Source organism: Rahnella bonaserana (assembly GCF_019049675.1).
GTDB classification, from domain to species: domain Bacteria; phylum Pseudomonadota; class Gammaproteobacteria; order Enterobacterales; family Enterobacteriaceae; genus Rahnella; species Rahnella bonaserana.
In genome coordinates this window covers 32,046-53,690 of the sequence record NZ_JAFMOW010000056.1, presented here as the reverse complement: position 1 = coordinate 53,690, position 21,645 = coordinate 32,046, and the positions used below count along the sequence as shown (strand labels likewise).

The window sequence follows — 21,645 nt, the reverse complement described above, 5'->3', positions numbered from 1 at the left end:
GAAAAAAAAGCCCGAAGCGGTTTCCCGCTTCGGACTCTGTATCAGCTCATACCTTTATCAGATATCGATTATCAGATATCGATGTTGGCGGCTTTCAGCGCGTTCTCTTCGATGAAGGCGCGGCGCGGTTCAACCGCATCGCCCATCAGCGTGGTGAACAACTGGTCAGCGGCAATGGCATCTTTCACGGTCACACGTAACATGCGACGTTGCTCAGGATCCATCGTGGTTTCCCACAACTGATCAGGGTTCATTTCGCCCAGACCTTTGTATCGCTGAATTGACAGACCACGACGGGACTCTTTCACCAGCCATTCCAGCGCCTGCTCGAAGCTGGTCACTGGCTGACGACGTTCGCCACGTTCGATGTAGGCATCTTCTTCGATCAGGCCACGCAGCTGTTCGCCCAGCGCACAGATTTTGCGGTATTCGCCGCCCTGAATGAAGTCTGCATCCAGATCGTAATCCGTATCGACACCGTGCGTACGAATACGCAGAACCGGTTCAAACAGCTGATGTTCGCGGTTTTCACGCACGATCGCGCTGTAAGAACTGCCGTGCTGCTCTTTCTCGTTGAGACGCGCCACCAGCGATTCCATCCAGGCCTGAACTTTCGCCTGATCGGTCAGATCCGCACCCGGCAGGGTTGGCTGATAAATCAGGTTGTTCAGCAGCGCACGCGGATAACGACGTTCCATGCGGCCAATCATTTTCTGCACGCTGTGATGTTCAGCCACCAGTTTTTCCAGCGGTTCACCCGCCAGGGCTGGTGCATGGGCGTTGGCGTGTAATGTTGCCCCGTCCATTGCAATGGAAATCTGATACTGATCCATCGCTTCGTCATCTTTAATGTACTGTTCCTGCTTGCCTTTTTTCACTTTGTATAACGGTGGCTGTGCGATGAATACGTGGCCACGTTCTACAATTTCAGGCATCTGACGGTAGAAGAAGGTCAGCAGCAGGGTACGGATGTGTGAACCATCGACGTCGGCATCGGTCATGATGATGATGCTGTGATAGCGCAGTTTGTCCGGGTTGTACTCGTCACGACCAATGCCGCAACCGAGTGCGGTAATCAGCGTTGCCACTTCCTGAGAAGAGAGCATTTTGTCGAAGCGCGCTTTCTCAACGTTGAGGATTTTACCTTTCAACGGCAGAATCGCCTGGTTCTTACGGTTACGGCCTTGCTTTGCAGAGCCGCCCGCTGAGTCCCCTTCCACTAAGTACAGTTCGGAATGAGCCGGGTCGCGTTCCTGACAGTCGGCCAGTTTGCCTGGCAAGCCAGCCAGATCCAGCGCGCCTTTACGGCGGGTCATTTCACGGGCTTTACGCGCTGCTTCACGGGCACGCGCAGCGTCGATGATTTTACCGACAACGATTTTGGCATCTGACGGGTTTTCCATCAGGTAATCCACCAGCTTCTCGTTCATCAGCGTTTCAACCGCCGTTTTCACTTCGGAAGAAACCAGTTTGTCTTTGGTCTGTGAAGAGAACTTAGGATCCGGAACCTTCACAGACACCACAGCAATCAGGCCTTCACGGGCATCGTCGCCGGTGGCGCTGATTTTGGATTTCTTGCTGTAGCCTTCTTTATCCATGTAAGCGTTCAGGGTACGGGTCATTGCCGAACGGAAACCGGCTAAGTGAGTCCCGCCATCGCGCTGTGGAATGTTGTTGGTGAAGCAGTAAATGTTTTCCTGGAAACCATCGTTCCATTGCAACGCCACTTCAACGCCAATGTCATCTTTTACCGTGGAGAAATAGAATACGGTCGGGTGAATTGGCGTTTTGTTTTTGTTCAGATACTCCACGAAGGCTTTGATACCGCCTTCATAATGGAAGTGATCGTTCTTACCATCACGTTTATCCAGCAGGCGGATAGCCACGCCGGAGTTCAGGAATGACAGTTCGCGCAGGCGTTTCGCCAGAATGTCATACTCGAATTCGGTGTGATTGGTGAAGGTGTTGAAGCTTGGCCAGAAACGAACGGTAGTACCGGTCACGTCAGTATCGCCAATCACTTTCAGCGGATCCTGAGGCTCACCGTGCACGTAAGTCTGGGTATGGACTTTGCCTTCGCGGCGGATAACCAGTTCCAGTTTTTCCGACAGGGCGTTAACGACGGAAACACCCACGCCATGCAGACCGCCGGAAACTTTGTACGAGTTATCGTCAAATTTACCGCCGGCATGAAGAACGGTCATGATGACCTGAGCAGCAGAAACGCCCTCTTCTTCATGGATACCGGTCGGAATGCCACGACCATCATCCTGTACGGAAACAGAGTTATCCGCATGGATCGTGACCTGAATCTCTTTACAGTGGCCCGCGAGGGCTTCGTCGATAGCGTTGTCCACAACCTCGAATACCATGTGGTGCAGACCAGTGCCGTCATCGGTATCGCCGATATACATGCCAGGGCGCTTACGCACCGCGTCCAGCCCTTTTAATACCTTGATACTTGAGGAGTCATAAGAATTCGACATCAACGTTTCTCGCTCATTTTTAGTCCTGTGATAGAACGGCTATTTTACCTTGTTCCACGCGGAACATCTTGCCCTTTTCACCCATCATGTCGGTCACTTGCTCAGCGCTTATCGCACTGACAAAAACCTGTGCCTGGGTGGCTTTCAGGCGATCGGCCAGCAACCGACGTCGGTCGGCGTCCAGCTCAGAGGCAAAATCGTCAAGAAGATACAGGCAACGCCGCCCGCTCTGTCGGGTGAGAAACTCACCCTGCGCCAGTCTCAGCGCACACATCAGTAGCTTCAGCTGTCCCCGGGACAGTAAATCTTCCACTGGCGTGCCGTCGGCACGAATGCGGAAATCCGCTTTATGCGGGCCTGATGCGGTATAGGTTAAGGCTCTGTCGCGCTCAAAATTACGCTCCAGCAACTCGCCGTACTCAGTCTCCTTATCCCATCCACGCTGGAAAGAAAAACTGAGGGCGAATTCGGGCAGGAATTGCGCGCAGGTCGCGCTGATATCAGCCGCGATCGCGTCGCTGTACGCTGCCCGCCATTCGCTAATGCGCTCGGCTAACGGGATCAATTCCTGATCCCAGGCACGAATTTGCGCATAACGACTCACCTGTCGCAGCGCGGCGTTGCGCTGCTTGAGTAACCGTCGCAGGTTGCTCCAGGCGATAAAAAAACCGGGGTCGTGGTGAAAACAACCCCAGTCAATAAATGCCCGCCGGTACTTCGGCCCGCCGTTGAGCAGGGTGAAGCCTTCGGGTGTGATCAGTTGCATCGGCAGCATTTGTGCCAGTTCAGACACTTTGTGTCCGTCACTGCCATCAATGCGCACTTTGCTGTCGCCCTGGCGGCTTTTGCTCAGGCCAATCGACAGCTCACGATCACCGCCGTCATCTACACGGGCATGAAGAACAAACTCCGGCTGATCGTGACGAATAACGCGTCCGGCCTGCAAACTGCGAAAAGCGCGGCCATGCCCCAGCGTATAGACTGCTTCGAGCACGCTGGTTTTACCGCTGCCATTGGGACCGACCAGGAAGTTAAAACCCGGCGACGGATCTAAATCCGCCGCCTCGATGTTGCGGAAATCTTTTATCAGTAAGCGCGTTAAGGCCATCTAAACCAATTCCAGGGCGTCTTCGTCGCGGTCAGTTTGCGTGCGGACAGCGCACAACAAGCGGAGCGTACTCAAGTACGTGAGCATTGCGAGCACTGCCCAATCGCAAAATGACAAGTAAGATAGCCCGATCAGAGCCTCATTGGCATAACGACGTACGCGGCCGACTGGCTCGCAGCGTCTTCGATCTGCACGCTGGAAACAGAGTCTGTCAGCAGCAGATTAACGTCTTCGCACTTGAGCGCATTCAGCACATCAAGCACGTAACTGACGTTAAAGCCGATTTCCATTTCGGTGCCTTCGTAGCCGACATCCAGAATTTCTTCTGCTTCTTCCTGTTCCGGGTTATTCGCGGTAATTTTCAGCTGGTTATGGCTGACATACAAACGCACGCCGCGGAATTTTTCATTGGACAGGATCGCTGCACGGGCAAATGCCTGCTTCAGCAAATCGCAGCCTGCCTGCAGCGTTTTGTCCGGATTTTTCGGCAATACGCGGCGATAGTCAGGGAAACGACCGTCAACCAGTTTGGAGGTAAAGATGAAGTCGCCGACGTGAGCACGGATATTGTTGCTGCCAATTTGCAGCTGCAATGTGGTGTCACCGCCATCAAGCAGACGCACCAGTTCCATCACGCCTTTACGAGGCACGATCACCGAATGCGAAGGCAGAGACTGGCCGATTGGCATAGAACAGACGGCCAGACGGTGACCGTCGGTCGCCACAGTACGCAGTTCTTCACCTTCGGTTTCGAACAGCATGCCGTTTAAATAATAACGAACGTCCTGATGCGCCATAGAAAACTGCGTGGCTTCGATCAGACGTTTCAACGTGGCCTGAGGCAGGGTGAATTCTACTTCGCTTTGCCAGTCGTCGAGATTAGGGAAATCTGTGGCCGGTAAGGTCGACAGCGAGAAACGGCTGCGGCCTGATTTTACCAGCATGCGGTCACCGTCGAGAGCAACGGAAATTTCCGCGCCTTCAGGCAATCCACGACAGATATCAAAGAATTTACGCGCCGGCACCGTAGTGGCACCCGCTTCATGTGGCTGAGACAGTGCGACTTTCGCCACCATCTCCATTTCCAAATCCGTCCCGGTCAGCGACAGCGCGCCATCCGTCACCTGTAATAACAGGTTACCCAGAATAGGCAACGTTGGTCGTCCACCCAGCGGGCTACTGACCTGTTGCAGTGGTTTCAGCAAATGCTCACGTTCAACAATAAATTTCATAGCGCTAGGAAGATAATGTTCTGATTAAGTTGGAGAAATCTTCTTTGATGTCGTGACTTTCTTCACGCAACTGCTCGATTTTTCGGCAGGCGTGCAACACCGTGGTATGGTCCCGACCACCGAACGCATCGCCGATTTCTGGCAGGCTGTGGTTGGTCAGCTCTTTCGCCAGCGCCATCGCCATCTGGCGTGGGCGGGCTACCGAACGGGAGCGCCGTTTGGAAAGCAGGTCAGCGACCTTGATTTTATAATATTCGGCCACTGTTTTCTGAATATTATCGATAGTGACCAGCTTCTCCTGAAGCGCTAACAAATCGCGCAGCGCTTCACGAACGAAGTCGATGGTGATCGCACGACCGGTAAAGTTGGCATTGGCGATCACGCGGTTCAGTGCGCCTTCGAGCTCACGCACATTAGAACGCAGACGTTTAGCAATAAAGAAGGCAACTTCGCCCGGCAGACGGATATCGTTCTCGTCGGCCTTTTTCATCAGGATCGCCACGCGGGTTTCTAATTCAGGCGGCTCGATCGCCACCGTCAGGCCCCAGCCGAAACGCGATTTCAGACGATCTTCAACACCGTTGATCTCTTTTGGATAACGATCCGAGGTCAGGATGATCTGCTGATTACCTTCCAGCAGGGCATTAAAGGTGTGGAAGAACTCTTCCTGCGAACGTTCTTTATTAGCAAAGAATTGGATGTCATCGATGAGCAACGCATCGACAGATCGGTAGTAACGTTTGAATTCTTCGATGGCGTTGTTCTGCAGGGCTTTCACCATGTCCTGCACAAAACGCTCTGAGTGCATGTACACCACTTTCGCATTCGCTTTACGCGCCATGATGCCGTTGCCGACCGCATGCAATAAGTGGGTTTTACCCAGACCGGTGCCACCATAAAGGAAGAGCGGGTTATAGGCGCCGCCCGGATTGTCCGCCACCTGACGCGCCGCCGCGCGGGCCAGCTGGTTAGACTTACCTTCTACGAAGTTATCAAAAGTGTGTTTCGGATTGACGTTCGAGCGATATGAAAGCTCGGGCTGAACAGGCGAACTGTCCCAGCTTGGACGGGAAGGCGCCAGACGCGGGATCGCAGGTGCAGCCTGAGAACTGACGCTGGCCGCGACAGGCTGGCTGACGCGTTGAATCAGCGGTTTGCTGCCGACTTCAAAACGCAGCAACGGCGCATCCGCCCCGCAGAAATCGTTGAGCAAGCCGTTAATATTGTTTAAGTATTTGTCACGAACCCAATCAAGAACAAAACGATTCGGGGCGTAAAGCGCCAGCGTATTGTCGTTGAGTTCCGCCTGCAGGGGGCGTATCCACATACTGAATTCTGTGGCAGGTAGTTCATCCTGCAAACGGGCAAGACATTGCTGCCAAAGCGAAAGTGACACGGCGGACTCCACTCGAACAAGTATTAAAAAAGAAAAGGATCAGGATATTTTTTAAATCATGATTTTTGGCACACGTCCCGCCTGCCTCTATGAGGGGAAGGGGGAAATTCCTCTCACCACCCTGTCAGTGGCGTAAAGTCACGTGCGAACCGCTTTTTGCGGTTTTTGTCGACAGCATCCCAGCCGGGATCGCGATCGGAATGGCGGATCATAACGCAATCCGACACAGAGATCCTCCCCTTCCTGACAGTTTAGATCCTTTTTATCCACAGGCAGCAGTCGGCAAGTGGGTAAGCTTAGCCGATCCTTTTTAAAATAGGCGATGTAATCATCACTGTGGTGAAAAAATAGGAGTCCGCTGAGCTAAATTTCATCACATTGAGACAAAGATCTCAGCCCTGTGGATAAGGATCAGCCGAGGATCCTTGCGATTTACGGCAGAGTCCGTATAATCCTCAGCCCTACGTGTGAAGCCTGTGTTCCTGATGGTCATAACCAGATGGATATTGCGGTGTGACCACGGGCAATTCTGGTAAACACTTGAGCCATTTCTGGCAATGTAAATTGACTCAGGACTGTACAGTTATTACAATCCCGCTTCTTTATATGTTGCGACAAAGGCACCGGTCGTTTTTTCGCCGAAATGTCTTCGCGTTTACTGATCAGTAATAATTTAAGTTTAGGTAGAAATCGCCATGAAACGCACTTTCCAACCGTCCGTATTGAAGCGCAACCGTAGCCACGGCTTCCGTGCTCGTATGGCCACCAAAAATGGTCGTCAGGTTCTGGCTCGCCGTCGTGCGAAAGGCCGTACCCGTCTGTCAGCTTCTAAGTAATAAAAGCTAACCTATTTAGTGGTTAAGCTCGCTTTTCCCAGGGAGTTACGTTTGTTAACTCCCCGTCATTTCACTTTCGTCTTCCAGCAGCCACAACGGGCTGGCACGCCGCAAATCACCATACTCGGCCGCCTGAACGAGCTGGGGCATCCCCGCATCGGTCTCACCGTCGCAAAAAAACACGTCAAACGCGCACATGAACGCAATCGGATTAAACGCCTAACCCGCGAAAGTTTCCGGTTGAATCAGCATACGCTGCCGTCGATGGATTTTGTGGTGGTCGCCAAGAAGGGTGTCGCCGATTTAGATAATCGCGCGCTGACGGAAGCGTTGGAGAAATTATGGCGTCGACATTGCCGACAGGCTCCCGCATCCTGATAAAACTGATACGTGGTTATCAGTTGTTCATCAGTCCGTTGCTCGGGCCACATTGCCGCTTTCGACCAACCTGCTCTCAATACGGTATTGAAGCAATTGGTCGTTTTGGCGTGTTAAAAGGCAGTTGGTTGACTTTGAAACGCGTATTAAAATGCCATCCTTTGAACCCAGGTGGTGATGACCCCGTACCGCCGAAAACCGACAATAACAGAGAACTCTAACGATGGATTCGCAACGCAATCTTTTCCTCATCGCTCTGCTGTTCGTGTCTTTCATGATCTGGCAGGCATGGCAAACGGACCACGCTCCGCAACCGGCCAACCAGACCACGCAACAGACTGCGAACACTGCAAACGGTGATGCTGCTAACCAGGCTGTTCCTGGTAGCGGACAGGGCAAATTAATTACAGTTAACAGTGATGTGCTGTCATTAACAATCAACACCCGTGGTGGCGACATTGAGCAGGCTCTGCTGAAGGCTTACCCGACAACTTTGGGCTCTGACCAGCCTTTCCAGTTACTGGAAACCACTCCTAATTTCATCTATCAGGCACAAAGCGGTCTGACAGGTAAAAACGGTCCAGATAATCCGGCTAACGGCGAACGTCCTCTGTTCCAGACCAGCTCGGATACCTTCACGATGTCTGAAGGCCAGTCTGAACTGCGCATTCCGATGACTTACACGGCGGCAAACGGTGCGATTTACACCAAAACCTTCGTGATCAAACGTGGCTCTTACGCGGTGAGCGTTGAATACAACATCAACAACACCACAGCAGCTCCGCTTGAACTGACCCTGTTCGGTCAGCTGAAACAAACCACCGAATTGCCTAAGCACCGTGACACCGGCAGCAATAACTTTGCTCTGCACACGTTCCGCGGCGCGGCATACTCGTCAAGTGATGACAAATATCAGAAATACGCGTTCGATAAGAGCGAAGTGCTGAATGTCACCACTCAGGGCGGTTGGGTTGCGATGCTGCAGCAGTACTTTGCGACTGCGTGGATCCCGTCTGCGAAAGATACCAACACCTTCTTTACCAGCACCAACAACGGCATTTCTTCGATTGGTTTCAAAGGCACGCCGTTTACCGTTGCACCAGGTGCACAACAACAAGTGGCTTCCACTTTGTGGGTTGGCCCTGAAATTCAGGACAAGATGGCAGCCATCGCGCCTCACCTTGATCTGACTGTTGACTACGGTTGGTTATGGTTCATCTCTCAGCCACTGTTCAAACTGTTGAAATTCATTCAAGGGTTTGTCGGTAACTGGGGCTTCTCAATCATCGTAATCACCTTTATTGTCCGCGGTATCATGTACCCACTGACCCGCGCTCAGTACACGTCGATGGCGAAAATGCGTATGCTGCAGCCGAAACTGGCCGCCATGCGTGAACGTATCGGTGATGACAAACAGCGCATGAGTCAGGAAATGATGGCGCTGTACAAGTCTGAGAAAGTGAACCCGCTGGGTGGTTGTCTGCCGCTGGTTATTCAGATGCCAATCTTCCTGGCACTGTATTACATGCTGTCTGGTTCCATTGAATTGCGCCACGCGCCATTCATCCTGTGGATCCATGACCTGTCAGCGCAAGACCCGTACTACATTCTGCCGGTTCTGATGGGTATCACGATGTTCTTCATTCAGAAGATGTCGCCGACCACCGTCACTGACCCGATGCAGCAGAAGATCATGACCTTCATGCCGGTCATCTTCACCGTGTTCTTCCTGTGGTTCCCGTCCGGTCTGGTGGTGTATTACATCGTCAGTAACCTGGTAACCATTCTCCAGCAGCAGCTGATTTATCGCGGGCTGGAAAAACGTGGCCTGCACAGCCGCGACAAGAAAAAGTCATAAGTGAATGTCAGGGCGTATTTCGTCCTGACAGCTAAACTTGATGATAAAAAACAAAGGCGATCATTTGATCGCCTTTTGCATATCCGTAAATACCCGATGGGAAAAACGTTATGAGCACCTCAGATACCATTATTGCCCAGGCAACCCCACCCGGCCGCGGTGGTGTGGGCATTTTGCGCATTTCCGGCCGAGCGGCGCGTGATGTGGCGCAGGCTGTCTTAGGTAAACTGCCCAAGCCGCGCTATGCCGATTATCTGCCGTTTCAGGATGCAGACGGCAGTACGCTTGATCAGGGTATCGCGCTGTGGTTCCCCGGCCCGAATTCCTTTACCGGTGAGGACGTGCTTGAACTGCAAGGCCACGGCGGCCCGGTGATCCTGGATTTGCTGCTTAAACGCATTATCGCGCTGGATAACGTGCGTATTGCGCGTCCGGGCGAATTCTCTGAACGGGCGTTCCTCAACGATAAGCTCGATCTGGCGCAGGCAGAGGCGATTGCTGATCTTATCGACGCCAGCTCTGAGCAGGCCGCACGTTCTGCGGTTAACTCCTTACAGGGCGCATTCTCTCACCGTATTCATCATCTGGTGGAAGCACTCACTCACCTGCGGATCTTTGTTGAAGCCGCTATCGACTTCCCGGATGAAGAAATCGACTTCCTGTCTGACGGCAAAATCGAAGCCAAACTCAATACAGTGATGGGCGATCTGGATGCGGTACGTGCTGAAGCGCGTCAGGGCAGCCTGCTGCGTGAAGGGATGAAAGTGGTGATTGCCGGGCGTCCGAACGCCGGTAAATCCAGCCTGCTGAACGCGCTGGCCGGTCGTGAAGCTGCGATCGTTACCGATATCGCAGGCACCACGCGTGACGTTTTGCGCGAACATATCCACCTCGACGGCATGCCTTTGCACATTATCGATACCGCCGGTTTACGTGAAGCGAGCGACGAAGTTGAGCGCATTGGTATCGAACGTGCATGGAATGAGATCGAACAGGCTGATTTAGTGCTGTTTATGGTCGACGGAACTACCACGGCGGCGACCGAGCCTGCGGAAATCTGGCCAGAATTTATGGCACGTCTGCCTGCGACTTTACCGATTGTCGTTGTGCGCAATAAAGCCGATATTACCGGCGAAGCGCTGGGGCAAACCGAAGTGAATGGTCACTCACTTATTCGCCTTTCCGCCCGTACCGGTGACGGTGTTGATCTGCTGCGTGACCATCTGAAACAGGTGATGGGCTTTAATCACAATATGGAAGGTGGATTCCTCGCCCGTCGCCGTCATCTGCACGCACTGGAAGACGCCGCACAGCATCTGGTTCAGGGTAAAGACCAGCTGCTTGGCGCCTGGGCCGGTGAATTACTGGCAGAGGAACTGCGTCTGGCGCAGCAGTCGCTGAGCGAAATCACCGGCGAATTTACGTCTGACGATTTACTGGGGCGGATCTTCTCCAGTTTCTGTATCGGTAAGTAATCTGTCCTTAGCTACAAAGAAAACCCACATCCTGAAATGTGGGTTTTTTATTTTATTCAAAGGATTACGCCTTACCAGACTTTATAAACGCGTCCGGTCTGCGCGCCTTCCACGCTGCGGCGATACGCTTTCGCCACACGTGCTGCCGGTGCGGCTTCAAAGCCAGGGAAGAACGGGCCGTAAGCTTTCAGCGACTCTTCCACTACCGTCGGGCTGACCACGTTGATGCGGATACCTCGTGGCAGTTCAATTGCCGCACCACGGACAAAACCTTCAACGGCGGCATTTACCGTGGTGGCGTTTGCGCCCTGACGGATAGGTTCATCGGCAATGATCCCGCTGGTCAGCGTGACAGAGCCGCCATCGTTGAGGAATGACTGACCGATCAGCGCAATACGCACCTGCCCGAGCAGTTTGTTCTGTAAACCCGTATTGAATTGTTCTGCGGTCATTTCAGTCAGCGGGCCGAAGTGCAGGCTGCCGGTGGTGGCGATAATCGCATCGACCTTTCCTGTGCTTTTGAAAAGTGCTTTTACGCTGTTTTCATCGGTGATATCGACCTGAAAATCACCCTGCGTTTTCCCTGCCGTGATCACTTCATGCTCACCGGTAAATTCACGCGCCACAGCTTTGCCCAATGTTCCAGTCCCGCCAATCACTAAAATTTTCATCACAGATTCCTCAATGTTGTTTGTCGGTACATCTTTCACCAAACTTAGGGTTAGATATAGACTCGTATTATTCGTTCTGTTCTAACTCAGGGTTTGCAATGTGGATAAGCTGCGGAATATCGAAGTTTTTGTCAGCGTAGTAGAAACCGGAAATTTCAGCACTGCGGCAGAAAAGCTGGGGATCTCCGCAGTGATGGTCGGCAAACACATCCAGCAACTGGAAAAGCATCTCAATGCCCGCCTGCTGCAACGCACCACGCGCAGGCAAAGCCTGACCGATGCCGGCGAAGTGTTTTATGAAAACGGCAAACGAGTGCTGGAACAGATGAAATTCACGGAAAGCGCGATGGAAAGCCTGCAAAGCGTACCAACCGGATTGCTCAGGGTCAGCGCGCCGGTATCCCTCGGTTCCAGCGTGGTGGCACCCCTGCTGGCCCGCTACCTGCAAAAAAACCCAAAAGTGAACGTGGAACTGATACTGAGCAACGCGCGGGTGGATTTGATCGGCGAAGGTTTTGACGCGGCAATTCGTATTGGCGAAATCGGAGACGACCGCCTTGTCGCGAAACCGCTGAAGCCTTATGAAATGGTGATCTGCGCTTCTGCGGACTATTTACAGCGGTTCGGTACGCCCGTGACCCCGGAAGATTTGAAAACGCATCCCTGCCTGGTGCATACCGTCTGGAATCAGAGCGAAGGCTGGCATCTGGCGAATGCAGAACGCACAACGTCATCGTGGCCGGTCAACAGCCGTTATGTCTCTAATGACGGTCATGCGCTGCGTGCTGCCGCGCTGGAAGGTGCCGGTTTGCTGTTGCAGCCCAAAGTATTGCTGGCCGAGGATATCGCCAGCGGCAAGCTGATCCCGGTGCTGGAATCTTTTATCCCTAAACCCCGGGCGGTACATCTGGTGTATCTGCCTGATTTCAGGCCACGCGCCAAACTGACCAGCCTGATTAACTTCATGACGGAAAACGACTTTTACTGAGTATGGCGTAAAATAAAAAGCGGTAAGTGATCGCTCACTTACCGCTCAATGCTAAACACTTTCCATCAGACGTAATTAAAGCTTAAAGCCCGCAACCACGGTTTCCAGCTGAACGGTCTGATCCTGCATCGCCTGCGCAGCGGCAGAAACCTGTTCGACCAGCGCGGCGTTCTGCTGCGTGGCGTTATCCAGCTGCGTAATAGCCACGTTAACCTGCTCAATGCCCAGACTTTGCTCCTGACTGGAAGACATGATCTCGTTCATCAGCGTCGCCACGTTGTTCACGCCGCCCATGACTTCATCCATTGTCGTTCCCGCCGTCGCCACCAGCCGGCTGCCGGTGGAAATATCGGCCACAGAATCCTCAATCAGCTTTTTGATTTCACGCGCAGAGGTCGCCGAACGTTGCGCCAGACTGCGCACTTCAGAGGCCACCACGGCGAAACCGCGTCCCTGTTCACCGGCACGCGCCGCTTCAACCGCCGCATTCAGCGCCAGAATGTTGGTCTGGAAAGCGATGCCGTCAATAACACTGATGATATCGACGATTTTGTGGGAGGAACGGGTGATCGACCCCATTGTCTCAACCACCTGTTTCACCACTTCCGAACCTTTTTCCGCGACGGCCGACGCATCACGCGCCAGCTGGTTAGCGCCTTCGGCATTGGCTGCGTTCTGTTTCACGGTGCTGGTCAGCTGTTCCATTGAGGCTGCCGTTTCGACAATAGAACTGGCCTGTTCTTCAGTTCGCGCTGACAAGTCCAGGTTACCGCTGGCAATCTGGCGCGAAGCTGAAGTGATCGCCAGACTGCTGTCACCCACCTGACGCAGAATGGATTGCAGGAAAGTCAGGAAGCTGTTGAAGCTCTGGTTGATCTGATTGAACTCAGGGCTGCGGCTGTCCGGTAAGCGGCGGGTTAAATCCGCACCGCCCGCAGAAAGCTGATCGATATTTTTGTTCAGTGCTGCAAGCTGGCGCATAAACACTTTAATCGCCGCAATCAGCACAATCAGCAGTAACAGGACCATTGGGATTTGCACCAGCCCGAGGCTCGTCAGAACGCTATGGCTAAGCGCCAGCAACTGAGTAGTCGGCATATCGGTCGCGATATACCACGGGCCCTGAATTTTACTCATGAACAAGGTATGCGACGTGCCGTCATTGTCGTAATCCGCCACCAGGCCTGGCTGGTCGTTAATCTGATCCAGACCTTTGCGGATTTGCATGGCCAGCGGTGAGTTTTCCCCCAGAGACGCCAGTTTCGGTAGCTTTTCATCCGTGGAATGGCTGGTGCCGACGATGGTGCCGTCTTTCTCCACGATATAAATTGTGGCGTGAACCTTTTTCTCCATTTCCGTCACCAGCTGGTTAAAGAAACCCAGCGTCACATCAATGGTGGCAACGCCCCACTGTTTGTCGCCTTTATAAATCGGCATGGCGCAGTTGGTGCGTGGCTGGGTGCTGGCGTCATCGAAATACGCCGGAGCCCAGACACACTGCCCTTTTTCACCTTTGGATGCGGCGAGATACCAGGACTGATCGAAATAGTTCGGCGATTCTGCGCTGTTCCAGAAAGTATTCACCGTCAGCTGATTATTACTATTACGGGCAAAGAAGGTGCTAAATTTGATTTTTGCCGGGTCGCGCTGGTTCGGCAACGGCCAGATACCGCCACCAAACACGGCAGCGTCGCCGTACTGATCAACCAGAGCGGGCAGCAACCGGTCGATACTGTCGCTGTCCATTTGTGCGACGGTCTGGGTGATGGTGCGTACCTGAGACTCAACCTTGTTAAGACGATCATTAATAGCGACTGCTACATCATCCACCTGATTTGCAACCAGATTACTTTCCGTTTGTTTCAGTTGAGGAGCAATAAAGACCTGGATCACGATAAGCGTAATGATGATCAGCACAATAAAAAACAAGCTGATCAATGCGATAAAGCGGGATTGCGTTGTTTTTAACATTTTAGGGTACTCACCGGCAAAGCAGCGAGATCGCTGCTTAATTAATAACGGCATTTTCTGACGTTTCTTTATGTTGCTATAGTAGATATATCCGGCACCCGGATCGTATGAGTGAAAATCCAGAACATCATTCCGATAAGATTTCTTCTCAACTAGAGTTTAATCCTGTGATTTGTTTCACTTTATGGGGATGAAAAACTGTCTGAAAAGTGAATGAAGTGTGCGCCACTGCGGGTTTTAAGCGGTTTTTAATGATTTCTCTTAATGTTATTCTTTAGAACAATTGAGAAAATACGGTCGAACCATTAATCATGGAGTGAACAATGGCGTGCCATTTTGCAAGATGGGCAATGACGGATGCAGAACCGGATACACACCGGTTGCCCAAAGAGATCGTATTATTCGCAAAACACCTTTCCGAAAAACAGCGCAAGCGTTTCTTAAACGGCCGCGTTCTTCTGGCAGAAATGATTTTCTACCTTTACGGAATTGCTGAACTTCCCAACGTGATCACCTTACCCAGCGGTCGTCCGAGTTTCGAATCCGCCGATCTCCCTGATTTTAGTCTGGCGTATGCCGGTAGCACTGTCGGTGTTTTAATCAGCAGCGAAGGGAAAGTCGGTCTGGATCTCGAAATCATTCATGCCCGCAGTGCGCTGGTAAATCCGCAGCAGCAGTTACAGCTTTCTGCTGTTGAGAAAACCTGGATTGCTATGCAATCGGATCCGGTGGAATCCTCGCTACAACTATGGTGTATCCGCCAGAGCATGCTGAAGATGTCCGGCCTCAACGATCAGGGTCCGCTGACGCTCAGCCTGAATCCGGCTTCGGGCCGTTTGCGGTCTGCCGTGACACCGGAGGCGCAGGTAATGAGTGATATTGAAGGGTCGATTACCTGGTCATGCGCGCAATCCCCCTCGATAATCCGGTTGCAGTGCTGGCGCTATGAGCCCGAAAACGGCTTCACACGCACCCAAACACTCTCCGCAGACCAGCAATCCGAATCACCGCACTTCATGAAATTCGTCAGCCTGCCACCCGCTAAATAAAACTTCACGTTTGTTTACGCCAGTTGTAGCGTTTTTCGTTTATGGTTACAGGCAGTTCCTTTCGCAAAGTCATCCATAACAGGAGTAACCCATGTCAGCTCAACCCCTGAAGTTTGTCACACTGTTAGGTAGTCTTCGTAAAGCGTCATATAACGGCATGGTGGCGCGTACATTGCCGAATGTCGCCCCTGAGGGCATCACGATTGAAGCGTTACCTTCCATCGGCACCCTTCCACTCTATGATGCAGACATTCAGCAGGAAGAAGGCTTTCCGGCGGATATTGAAGCGATTGCAGAACAAATCCGTCAGGCGGATGGCGTGATTATCGTGACGCCGGAATATAACTATTCCGTGCCGGGTGGCCTGAAAAATGCCATCGACTGGATTTCCCGTCTGCCAAACCAGCCGCTGGCCGGAAAGCCCGTGCTGATCCAAACCAGTTCAATGGGGCCGGTCGGTGGCGCACGCTGCCAGTATCACCTGCGCCAGATTCTGGTGTTCCTTGATGCCATGGTCATGAACAAACCCGAATTCATGGGTGGCGTCATTCAGAGCAAAGTGGATGAACAGACAGGCGAAGTGGTTGATCAGGGGACGCTCGATTTCCTGCGTGGCCAGCTGACCGCGTTTGCCGACTATACCCGCCGCGTCAGCAAATAATTCCGGTCATCAGAAATGCAAACAGCCCGCAAATGCGGGCTGTTTTTTTATCGGCGTTAAGCAGTCGTCAGCGGATTAATGCCCGTCTACGAACGCGATTTTCAGCACGAACAGCAGCGCGACCACAACCACGCACGGGCTGATTTCTCTCCAGCGACCGGTACCCAGTTTCATCACCACGTAAGAGATGAAGCCCAGAGCGATACCTTCAGTGATCGAGAAACTGAACGGCATCATCACCGCGGTCACGAATGCCGGAACGGCTTCAGTCAGGTCATCCCATGAAACGCGCGCCAGGCTGGAAGTCATCAGTACGCCGACATAAATCAGCGCACCGGCTGCCGCGTATTCCGGCACCATGCCTGCCAGCGGGGAAATAAAGATCACCAGCAGGAACAGCAAGCCGGTAACCACCGCCGTCAGACCGGTACGGCCACCAACAGACACGCCGGAGGTGCTTTCAATGTAAGCGCCCACAGAAGACGTGCCGATAAATGCGCCGGCAACAGAAGATACGCTGTCTACATACAGCGCCTGTTTCATCTGCGGGAATTTACCTTTCTCATCCGCCAGACCGGCTTTGTCGGTCACGCCGATCAGCGTACCGGAGGAGTCAAACAGGTTCACCAGCATGAAAGAGAAGATGACGCCCGCCAGACCGATGTTCAGCGCGCCTTTCAGATCCACCTGACCGACAACCGTGGTGATGCTTGGCGGCATCGACCAGAAACCGGTGTAATGCACGTCGCCAATCATCAGGCCAATCACAGTGGTGACAATAATCGACACCAGCACCGAGGCGTGGAAGTTACGCGACGCCAGCACGGCAATAATGAAGAACCCGAGTACGCCCAGCAGCACGTTATGCGAGGTCAGATTACCAATAGTCACGATAGTGTCAGGGTTCGGGACAATAATGCCGGCGTTTTTCAGCCCCATCATGCCGATAAACAGCCCGATACCGGCGGTAATGCCCACACGCAGGCTGACCGGAATATTGGCAATCATCCAGTAACGGATACGGAAAATGGTCAGCAGCAGCAAACCGACCGCGCCCCAGAAAATCGCGCCCATCCCGACCTGCCAGGAAACGCCCATCGCGCCCACAACCACAAAAGCAAAGAACGCATTCAGCCCCATCGCCGGTGCCAGAGCGACCGGAAGGTTGGCGATCACACCCATCAGGATGCTGCCGAACGCGGCAATCAGACAGGTGGTCACGAACACGGCCTGTTTATCCATCCCCGCAACACCCAGAATCTGCGGGTTCACGAAAACGATATAGACCATGGTCAGGAAGGTAGTTAAACCGGCGATAGTTTCGGTGCGTACGGTAGTGCCGTGCTGCGTCAGTTTAAACAGACGTTCAGCCAGACCTTTACCCGCAGTCGCATTGCTCTGTGGTGTGCTCATTGGTGAGTTCCAAAATGGGGGAAAAACAATCGGGGGGTATCCTAAGGATTTTAGCCCGAAAGCGCCAGCACTGGATGTATGGGATTAAATCTATCGTTCGGGTACAGTGCCATGATGCACGCCAATAGATGAAACGCTCACAGGGAGAAAGTATGTCACAGGTTAAATGTGTCTTTTTTGATTGCGACGGTACGCTGGTGGACAGTGAATTGTTGTGCTGCGAAGCCTATGTCGAGATGTTCGCGCATTTTGGTGTGACGGTTTCTTTCGACGAAATGTATAAAAAATACAAAGGCGTCAAACTCTACGAAATCGTCGCGATCATCAATAAAGAGCACGATATCGACGTGCCGAAAGAAGAGATGGAAGCGGTCTTCCGCCAGCACGTCGCACGGCTTTTCGACAGCAAACTTGAGCCGATTGACGGTGCGCGCGAACTGCTGGAACAAATTACCGTGCCAATGTGCGTCGTCTCCAACGGTCCGGTCACCAAAATGCAGCACTCGCTCGGCCTGACCGGTCTGCTGCCTTTCATGGGTGACAAACTTTTCAGCGGCTATGATTTACAGCGCTGGAAGCCCGATCCGGCGGTATTGTACAAAGCCGCCGAGGTCATGAACGTGCCGGTGGAAAACTGCATTCTGGTAGAAGATTCCGTGGCAGGCGCACAGGCCGGGATCACCGCAGGCATCCCGGTGTTTTACTACTGCGCCGATCCGCATAACCCGCCGCTGGATCACCCGCTGGTGACGACTTTCCACGACATGCGCGAACTGCCGGGGATCTGGCGTGAAATGGGGTATCAGATTACTCGCTGACGGACTTTTCATAAGCCTGCATCCGCTTTTCCAGCTCCGCTAAGGATCGCAGGCCATCTGCCAGCGGCAGAGTTTTATCATTGAAGATTTCCAGTGACCACGGCCCGGTGAAGCCTTTTTGGTCCAGCGTGCTGACGAAATCCACCAGGGGTAAATCACCCTGTCCCGGATAACAGCGGTAACTGCGGCTCCATTGCTGCACGTTCATGTCTTTGTAGGGCGCATCAGCCAGTTGCAGGAAGCTGATTTTATCCAGCGGCACTTCGTCCAGCCGGTCAAGATTGTCACCCACGGCGAGAATATGGAAGCTGTCGAGAACAATGCCCAGCGCCGGACTGTTCACCTCACGTACGCGATCCCACGCCTGCCGGTAGCGGTTGATGTGTTTGCCCCACGCCAGCGCTTCAAAGCCGATACGGATATCATAAGGCTGCGCCATTTCAGCCAGCGCAGCGAGATCCGCAATCTGTACGTCCCGCTCCGGCGAGCTTTGCGGATCGGTGTTGCTGCACACCAGTAAATGATCGCAGCCCAGCTCGCGCATCAGATCAAACTGACGGCGCGCGCTGGCAAGTTTTTCGATACGTTTTTCCGCCGGAACGCCTTCGAAATCGCGGAAAGGCTGCAGCAGGAAAATACGCAAACCGAGGGAATCGGCGAGATTACGGATAGCTGCCGGCTTGACCGGACTTTTAAGCAGATCGTCTTCGAATATTTCCACGCCATCAAATCCCGCAGCAGCAATCGCCGTGAGTTTTTCAGGCAAGGTTCCTGGTACTGAAACTGTCGCAATCGAACGTAAATGGGTGGTTGCAGGCAAAATAGTGTCCTTTTAGTCAGGCTTCGATACTTACAGTAGTGGACCCTCATGCCACGTTCGTCAAGTGCAGAGGCGTTGTATGAACGCGCGGATTGTAACTGAGCGACGCAATGGTTAATCTCTGTGGCGAGAATGTGGTTAATGATGAGGATAAGACGCTGAGCAGCCAAAGTTCCCCGGCGCCGGGACGTAAAAATGATCCGATAGGACTGAAGCAGCGCATTTTCGACAGCGCTCTGGCTGAATTCGCAGAATCCGGTCTGATGGGCGCGCGCATGGAAAATATCGCTTCCAACGCCAACACCACGAAACGTATGGTGGTCTATCACTACAAGACCAAAGAAGCCTTGTATATGCTGGTGCTGGAGCACGTTTACCGAGGTATCCGTCAGCACGAGCTGGATCTGGACCTCTCGTCATTTCCGCCCGCTGAAGCTATCGTTAAACTGGTCGAAGCCAGCTTTGATTTCCACGTCTCACATCCGGAATTCATTCGTATTGTTTCAACGGAAAACATGCTGCGCGGCCGGTTTATCCGTCAGTCCACCAGCATCCGTGAAATCAACAAAACGGCATTAACGCTGCTGGAAGATATTCTCGCGCGCGGCAAGCAAAGCCATCTGTTCAAAGAAGATGCGCAGGCCCGTGACGTTCACCGTCTGATCAGCAGCCTGTGCGTGCATCAGGTCGCCAACCAGTACACGTTCGGCGCATTGTTTGAAAATCCGGATGAAGTGGATTTACAGACCGCCCATTACCGCCAGCTGGCCGTCATGGTTGCCCTGCGCTACGTGATGAAGTAATTGCGCTGATCGGACGCTGATATTGAGCGGACAGCAAAAAGGCCTTGCAAGAGGCCTTTTTTGTCGGAAAAAATCAGCGAACCGTTATTCTTTCGGCACGTCTTTGCCGTCTGTCAGCAGTTTGTCCAGCGCATCGCCGCCCACGTGACGGAAATCCTGACCCTTCACGAAGTAGAAAATGAATTCGCAGATGTTCTGGCAACGGTCACCGATACGCTCGATAGAGCGGGCGCAGAACAGCGCAGTCAGCACGCTGGGAATAGTGCGCGGATCTTCCATCATGTAGGTCATCAGCTGGCGCACAATGCCTTCATATTCCTGATCCACTTTCTTGTCTTCACGGTAAATACGCACCGCTTCGTCAAGATCCATACGCGCAAACGCGTCCAGCACGTCATGCAGCATTTCTACGGTATGGCGCCCCAGAGATTCCAGGCTGACCAGCAGCGGCTGATGCAGATGCGAGAACTTCTCCAGAGCCGTGCGGCAAATTTTATCTGCTACGTCACCGATACGTTCGAGTTCAGAGATGGTTTTGATAATCGCCATCACCAGACGTAAATCGCTGGCGGTGGGCTGGCGCTTGGCAATAATGCGCACACAGGCTTCGTCGATCGCCACTTCCATTAGGTTAACCTGATCATCACCTTTGATGACGCGCTGTGCAAGGTCGGCATCCTGATTGTGCATTGCCGTAATAGCGTCAGTCAGTTGCTGTTCTACCAGCCCGCCCATTGCCAGAACCTGAGTGCGGATGTGTTCAAGCTCGGCGTTAAACTGGCCGGAAATATGTTTGTTTAAGTTCAGGTTGTCCATTGTTCTTACCTCAACCGTAGCGGCCAGTAATGTAATCTTCAGTCTGTTTGCGTGCTGGTGAAGTGAACAGCGAGTCGGTATCGCTGTATTCTATCAGTTCGCCCAGATACATAAACGCAGTGCGATCTGAACAACGCGCAGCCTGCTGCATGTTGTGGGTCACGATCACCACGGTGTAATCAGATTTTAGCTCGGTGATCAGTTCTTCGATACGACCGGTAGAAATCGGATCCAGCGCAGAACAAGGTTCGTCGAGCAGCAACACGTCAGGGCGGATCGCAATACCGCGCGCGATACACAGACGCTGTTGCTGGCCGCCGGACAGGCTGTAACCGCTCTGGTGCAGCTTGTCTTTGGATTCGTTCCACAGCGCGGCCTTGGTCAGTGCCCATTGCACACGCTCGTCCATATCGGTACGGGAAAGCTTTTCAAACAGACGCACACCAAACGCGATATTGTCGTAAATCGACATCGGGAATGGCGTCGGTTTCTGGAAGACCATGCCGACTTTGGCGCGCAGTAACGCGATGTCCTGCTTATCCACCAGAATGTTTTCGCCATCGAGCAGGATTTCACCTTCTGCGTGCTGCTCAGGATACAGCTGGTACATTTTGTTGAACGTACGCAGCAGCGTGGATTTACCACAACCTGACGGACCGATGAATGCCGTAACTTCGTTCTTAGCGATATCCAGGGAAATATTTTTCAGCGCGTGGAATTTGCCGTAATAAAAGTTCAGATCGCGAACCTGAATCTTGCTGTTGGATGCGTCAGTCATTCGACTCATTAAGACATCTCTCTTATTCGCGCGCCGCGTGGCGACGCCGGGTAAACAGTGACGGCAGCCGTTCTCGTCTGCCATCGAT

The 21,645-nt window shown here is 52.9% G+C and carries 19 protein-coding genes and 1 pseudogene; 10 read left to right on the top strand and 10 right to left on the bottom strand.

Annotation, left to right across the window (positions count from 1 at the left end; genetic code table 11):
* Nucleotides 1-71: 71 nt before the first annotated feature.
* The 4 genes from gyrB to dnaA all read right to left on the bottom strand — a co-directional run bounded on the left by gyrB (nt 72) and on the right by dnaA (nt 6,222).
* Nucleotides 72-2,486: a DNA topoisomerase (ATP-hydrolyzing) subunit B gene (gene gyrB / locus J1778_RS06330; protein WP_112287223.1), complete on the bottom strand. Its 2,415-nt coding sequence runs from the start codon at nt 2,484-2,486 to the stop codon at nt 72-74.
* 19 nt (nt 2,487-2,505) lie between these two features.
* A complete protein-coding gene (recF, locus tag J1778_RS06325; RefSeq protein ID WP_112287222.1) occupies nt 2,506-3,594 on the bottom strand; it encodes a DNA replication/repair protein RecF in 1,089 nt (362 codons plus the stop codon).
* A 131-nt stretch (nt 3,595-3,725) separates the two neighbouring features.
* Nucleotides 3,726-4,826: a DNA polymerase III subunit beta gene (gene dnaN, locus J1778_RS06320; protein ID WP_013573353.1), complete on the bottom strand. Its 1,101-nt coding sequence runs from the start codon at nt 4,824-4,826 to the stop codon at nt 3,726-3,728.
* A gap of 4 nt (nt 4,827-4,830) precedes the next feature.
* Entirely contained in the window at nt 4,831-6,222 is a 1,392-nt protein-coding gene (dnaA, locus tag J1778_RS06315) for a chromosomal replication initiator protein DnaA (protein WP_217172447.1), read from the bottom strand.
* A gap of 695 nt (nt 6,223-6,917) precedes the next feature.
* Between dnaA and rpmH the strand changes: the two genes are divergently transcribed.
* The 5 genes from rpmH to mnmE all read left to right on the top strand — a co-directional run bounded on the left by rpmH (nt 6,918) and on the right by mnmE (nt 10,769).
* Nucleotides 6,918-7,058 (top strand): 50S ribosomal protein L34, encoded by a 141-nt coding sequence (rpmH, locus tag J1778_RS06310; RefSeq protein WP_009637487.1) that lies wholly within the window; start codon nt 6,918-6,920, stop codon nt 7,056-7,058.
* A gap of 18 nt (nt 7,059-7,076) precedes the next feature.
* Nucleotides 7,077-7,436 carry a ribonuclease P protein component gene (rnpA, locus tag J1778_RS06305; protein ID WP_071823635.1) on the top strand — a complete coding sequence of 120 codons (360 nt, stop codon included), beginning with the start codon at nt 7,077-7,079 and terminating at the stop codon, nt 7,434-7,436.
* Nucleotides 7,400-7,657, top strand: a complete 258-nt coding sequence (gene yidD / locus J1778_RS06300) for a membrane protein insertion efficiency factor YidD (RefSeq protein WP_217172446.1) — start codon at nt 7,400-7,402, stop codon at nt 7,655-7,657. Before rnpA ends, yidD begins: the two co-directional genes overlap by 37 nt.
* 2 nt (nt 7,658-7,659) lie before the next feature.
* On the top strand, nt 7,660-9,294 hold the full coding sequence (gene yidC, locus J1778_RS06295) for a membrane protein insertase YidC (RefSeq protein WP_129637777.1): 1,635 nt from the start codon (nt 7,660-7,662) through the stop codon (nt 9,292-9,294).
* Nucleotides 9,295-9,404: 110 nt separating this feature from the next.
* On the top strand, nt 9,405-10,769 hold the full coding sequence (gene mnmE / locus J1778_RS06290; protein ID WP_217172445.1) for a tRNA uridine-5-carboxymethylaminomethyl(34) synthesis GTPase MnmE: 1,365 nt from the start codon (nt 9,405-9,407) through the stop codon (nt 10,767-10,769).
* A gap of 71 nt (nt 10,770-10,840) precedes the next feature.
* Here the strand turns inward: mnmE and J1778_RS06285 are convergent, their stop codons facing one another.
* Nucleotides 10,841-11,440 (bottom strand): short chain dehydrogenase, encoded by a 600-nt coding sequence (locus tag J1778_RS06285; protein ID WP_217172444.1) that lies wholly within the window; start codon nt 11,438-11,440, stop codon nt 10,841-10,843.
* Between the two features lie 100 nt (nt 11,441-11,540).
* Here J1778_RS06285 and J1778_RS06280 point away from each other — a divergent pair, with 100 nt between their 5' ends.
* Complete coding sequence (locus J1778_RS06280; RefSeq protein WP_217172443.1) at nt 11,541-12,428, top strand: LysR family transcriptional regulator; 888 nt, start codon at nt 11,541-11,543, stop codon at nt 12,426-12,428.
* A 75-nt stretch (nt 12,429-12,503) separates the two neighbouring features.
* Here J1778_RS06280 and J1778_RS06275 read toward each other — a convergent pair whose 3' ends face one another.
* On the bottom strand, nt 12,504-14,399 hold the full coding sequence (locus J1778_RS06275) for a methyl-accepting chemotaxis protein (RefSeq protein WP_217172442.1): 1,896 nt from the start codon (nt 14,397-14,399) through the stop codon (nt 12,504-12,506).
* A 323-nt stretch (nt 14,400-14,722) separates the two neighbouring features.
* On the opposite strand from J1778_RS06275, the gene J1778_RS06270 reads away from it, so the two are divergent.
* Together J1778_RS06270 and J1778_RS06265 are read left to right on the top strand one after the other, a co-directional pair.
* Entirely contained in the window at nt 14,723-15,448 is a 726-nt protein-coding gene (locus tag J1778_RS06270; RefSeq protein WP_217172441.1) for a 4'-phosphopantetheinyl transferase family protein, read from the top strand.
* A gap of 91 nt (nt 15,449-15,539) precedes the next feature.
* Nucleotides 15,540-16,109, top strand: a complete 570-nt coding sequence (locus tag J1778_RS06265; protein WP_217172440.1) for an NADPH-dependent FMN reductase — start codon at nt 15,540-15,542, stop codon at nt 16,107-16,109.
* A 75-nt stretch (nt 16,110-16,184) separates the two neighbouring features.
* Here J1778_RS06265 and J1778_RS06260 read toward each other — a convergent pair whose 3' ends face one another.
* Nucleotides 16,185-17,522: an NCS2 family permease gene (locus J1778_RS06260; protein ID WP_217172439.1), complete on the bottom strand. Its 1,338-nt coding sequence runs from the start codon at nt 17,520-17,522 to the stop codon at nt 16,185-16,187.
* Between the two features lie 152 nt (nt 17,523-17,674).
* Between J1778_RS06260 and yieH the strand changes: the two genes are divergently transcribed.
* Nucleotides 17,675-18,340: a 6-phosphogluconate phosphatase gene (gene yieH / locus J1778_RS06255; protein ID WP_217172438.1), complete on the top strand. Its 666-nt coding sequence runs from the start codon at nt 17,675-17,677 to the stop codon at nt 18,338-18,340.
* Nucleotides 18,341-18,362: 22 nt separating this feature from the next.
* Here yieH and J1778_RS06250 read toward each other — a convergent pair.
* Nucleotides 18,363-19,160, bottom strand: a pseudogene (locus J1778_RS06250) (sugar phosphate isomerase/epimerase family protein); the annotation flags it as partial.
* Nucleotides 19,161-19,270: 110 nt separating this feature from the next.
* Here J1778_RS06250 and J1778_RS06245 point away from each other — a divergent pair.
* Entirely contained in the window at nt 19,271-19,963 is a 693-nt protein-coding gene (locus J1778_RS06245) for a TetR/AcrR family transcriptional regulator (RefSeq protein WP_120507910.1), read from the top strand.
* An 84-nt stretch (nt 19,964-20,047) separates the two neighbouring features.
* On the opposite strand, the gene phoU is transcribed toward J1778_RS06245, so the two are convergent.
* Together phoU and pstB are read right to left on the bottom strand one after the other, a co-directional pair.
* Nucleotides 20,048-20,779: a phosphate signaling complex protein PhoU gene (gene phoU / locus J1778_RS06240; protein WP_217172436.1), complete on the bottom strand. Its 732-nt coding sequence runs from the start codon at nt 20,777-20,779 to the stop codon at nt 20,048-20,050.
* A gap of 10 nt (nt 20,780-20,789) precedes the next feature.
* Nucleotides 20,790-21,557 carry a phosphate ABC transporter ATP-binding protein PstB gene (pstB, locus tag J1778_RS06235; RefSeq protein WP_013577692.1) on the bottom strand — a complete coding sequence of 256 codons (768 nt, stop codon included), beginning with the start codon at nt 21,555-21,557 and terminating at the stop codon, nt 20,790-20,792.
* Nucleotides 21,558-21,645 lie beyond the last annotated feature (88 nt).

Coding starts and splice junctions, on each gene's coding strand:
- gyrB (WP_112287223.1), bottom strand. CDS start 2,486: ATGTCGAATTCTTATGACTCCTCAAGTATCAAGGTATTAAAAGGGCTG.
- recF (WP_112287222.1), bottom strand. CDS start 3,594: ATGGCCTTAACGCGCTTACTGATAAAAGATTTCCGCAACATCGAGGCG.
- dnaN (WP_013573353.1), bottom strand. CDS start 4,826: ATGAAATTTATTGTTGAACGTGAGCATTTGCTGAAACCACTGCAACAG.
- rpmH (WP_009637487.1), top strand. CDS start 6,918: ATGAAACGCACTTTCCAACCGTCCGTATTGAAGCGCAACCGTAGCCAC.
- yidD (WP_217172446.1), top strand. CDS start 7,400: ATGGCGTCGACATTGCCGACAGGCTCCCGCATCCTGATAAAACTGATA.
- yidC (WP_129637777.1), top strand. CDS start 7,660: ATGGATTCGCAACGCAATCTTTTCCTCATCGCTCTGCTGTTCGTGTCT.
- mnmE (WP_217172445.1), top strand. CDS start 9,405: ATGAGCACCTCAGATACCATTATTGCCCAGGCAACCCCACCCGGCCGC.
- J1778_RS06285 (WP_217172444.1), bottom strand. CDS start 11,440: ATGAAAATTTTAGTGATTGGCGGGACTGGAACATTGGGCAAAGCTGTG.
- J1778_RS06275 (WP_217172442.1), bottom strand. CDS start 14,399: ATGTTAAAAACAACGCAATCCCGCTTTATCGCATTGATCAGCTTGTTT.
- J1778_RS06270 (WP_217172441.1), top strand. CDS start 14,723: ATGGCGTGCCATTTTGCAAGATGGGCAATGACGGATGCAGAACCGGAT.
- J1778_RS06265 (WP_217172440.1), top strand. CDS start 15,540: ATGTCAGCTCAACCCCTGAAGTTTGTCACACTGTTAGGTAGTCTTCGT.
- J1778_RS06260 (WP_217172439.1), bottom strand. CDS start 17,522: ATGAGCACACCACAGAGCAATGCGACTGCGGGTAAAGGTCTGGCTGAA.
- yieH (WP_217172438.1), top strand. CDS start 17,675: ATGTCACAGGTTAAATGTGTCTTTTTTGATTGCGACGGTACGCTGGTG.
- J1778_RS06245 (WP_120507910.1), top strand. CDS start 19,271: ATGGTTAATCTCTGTGGCGAGAATGTGGTTAATGATGAGGATAAGACG.
- phoU (WP_217172436.1), bottom strand. CDS start 20,779: ATGGACAACCTGAACTTAAACAAACATATTTCCGGCCAGTTTAACGCC.
- pstB (WP_013577692.1), bottom strand. CDS start 21,557: ATGACTGACGCATCCAACAGCAAGATTCAGGTTCGCGATCTGAACTTT.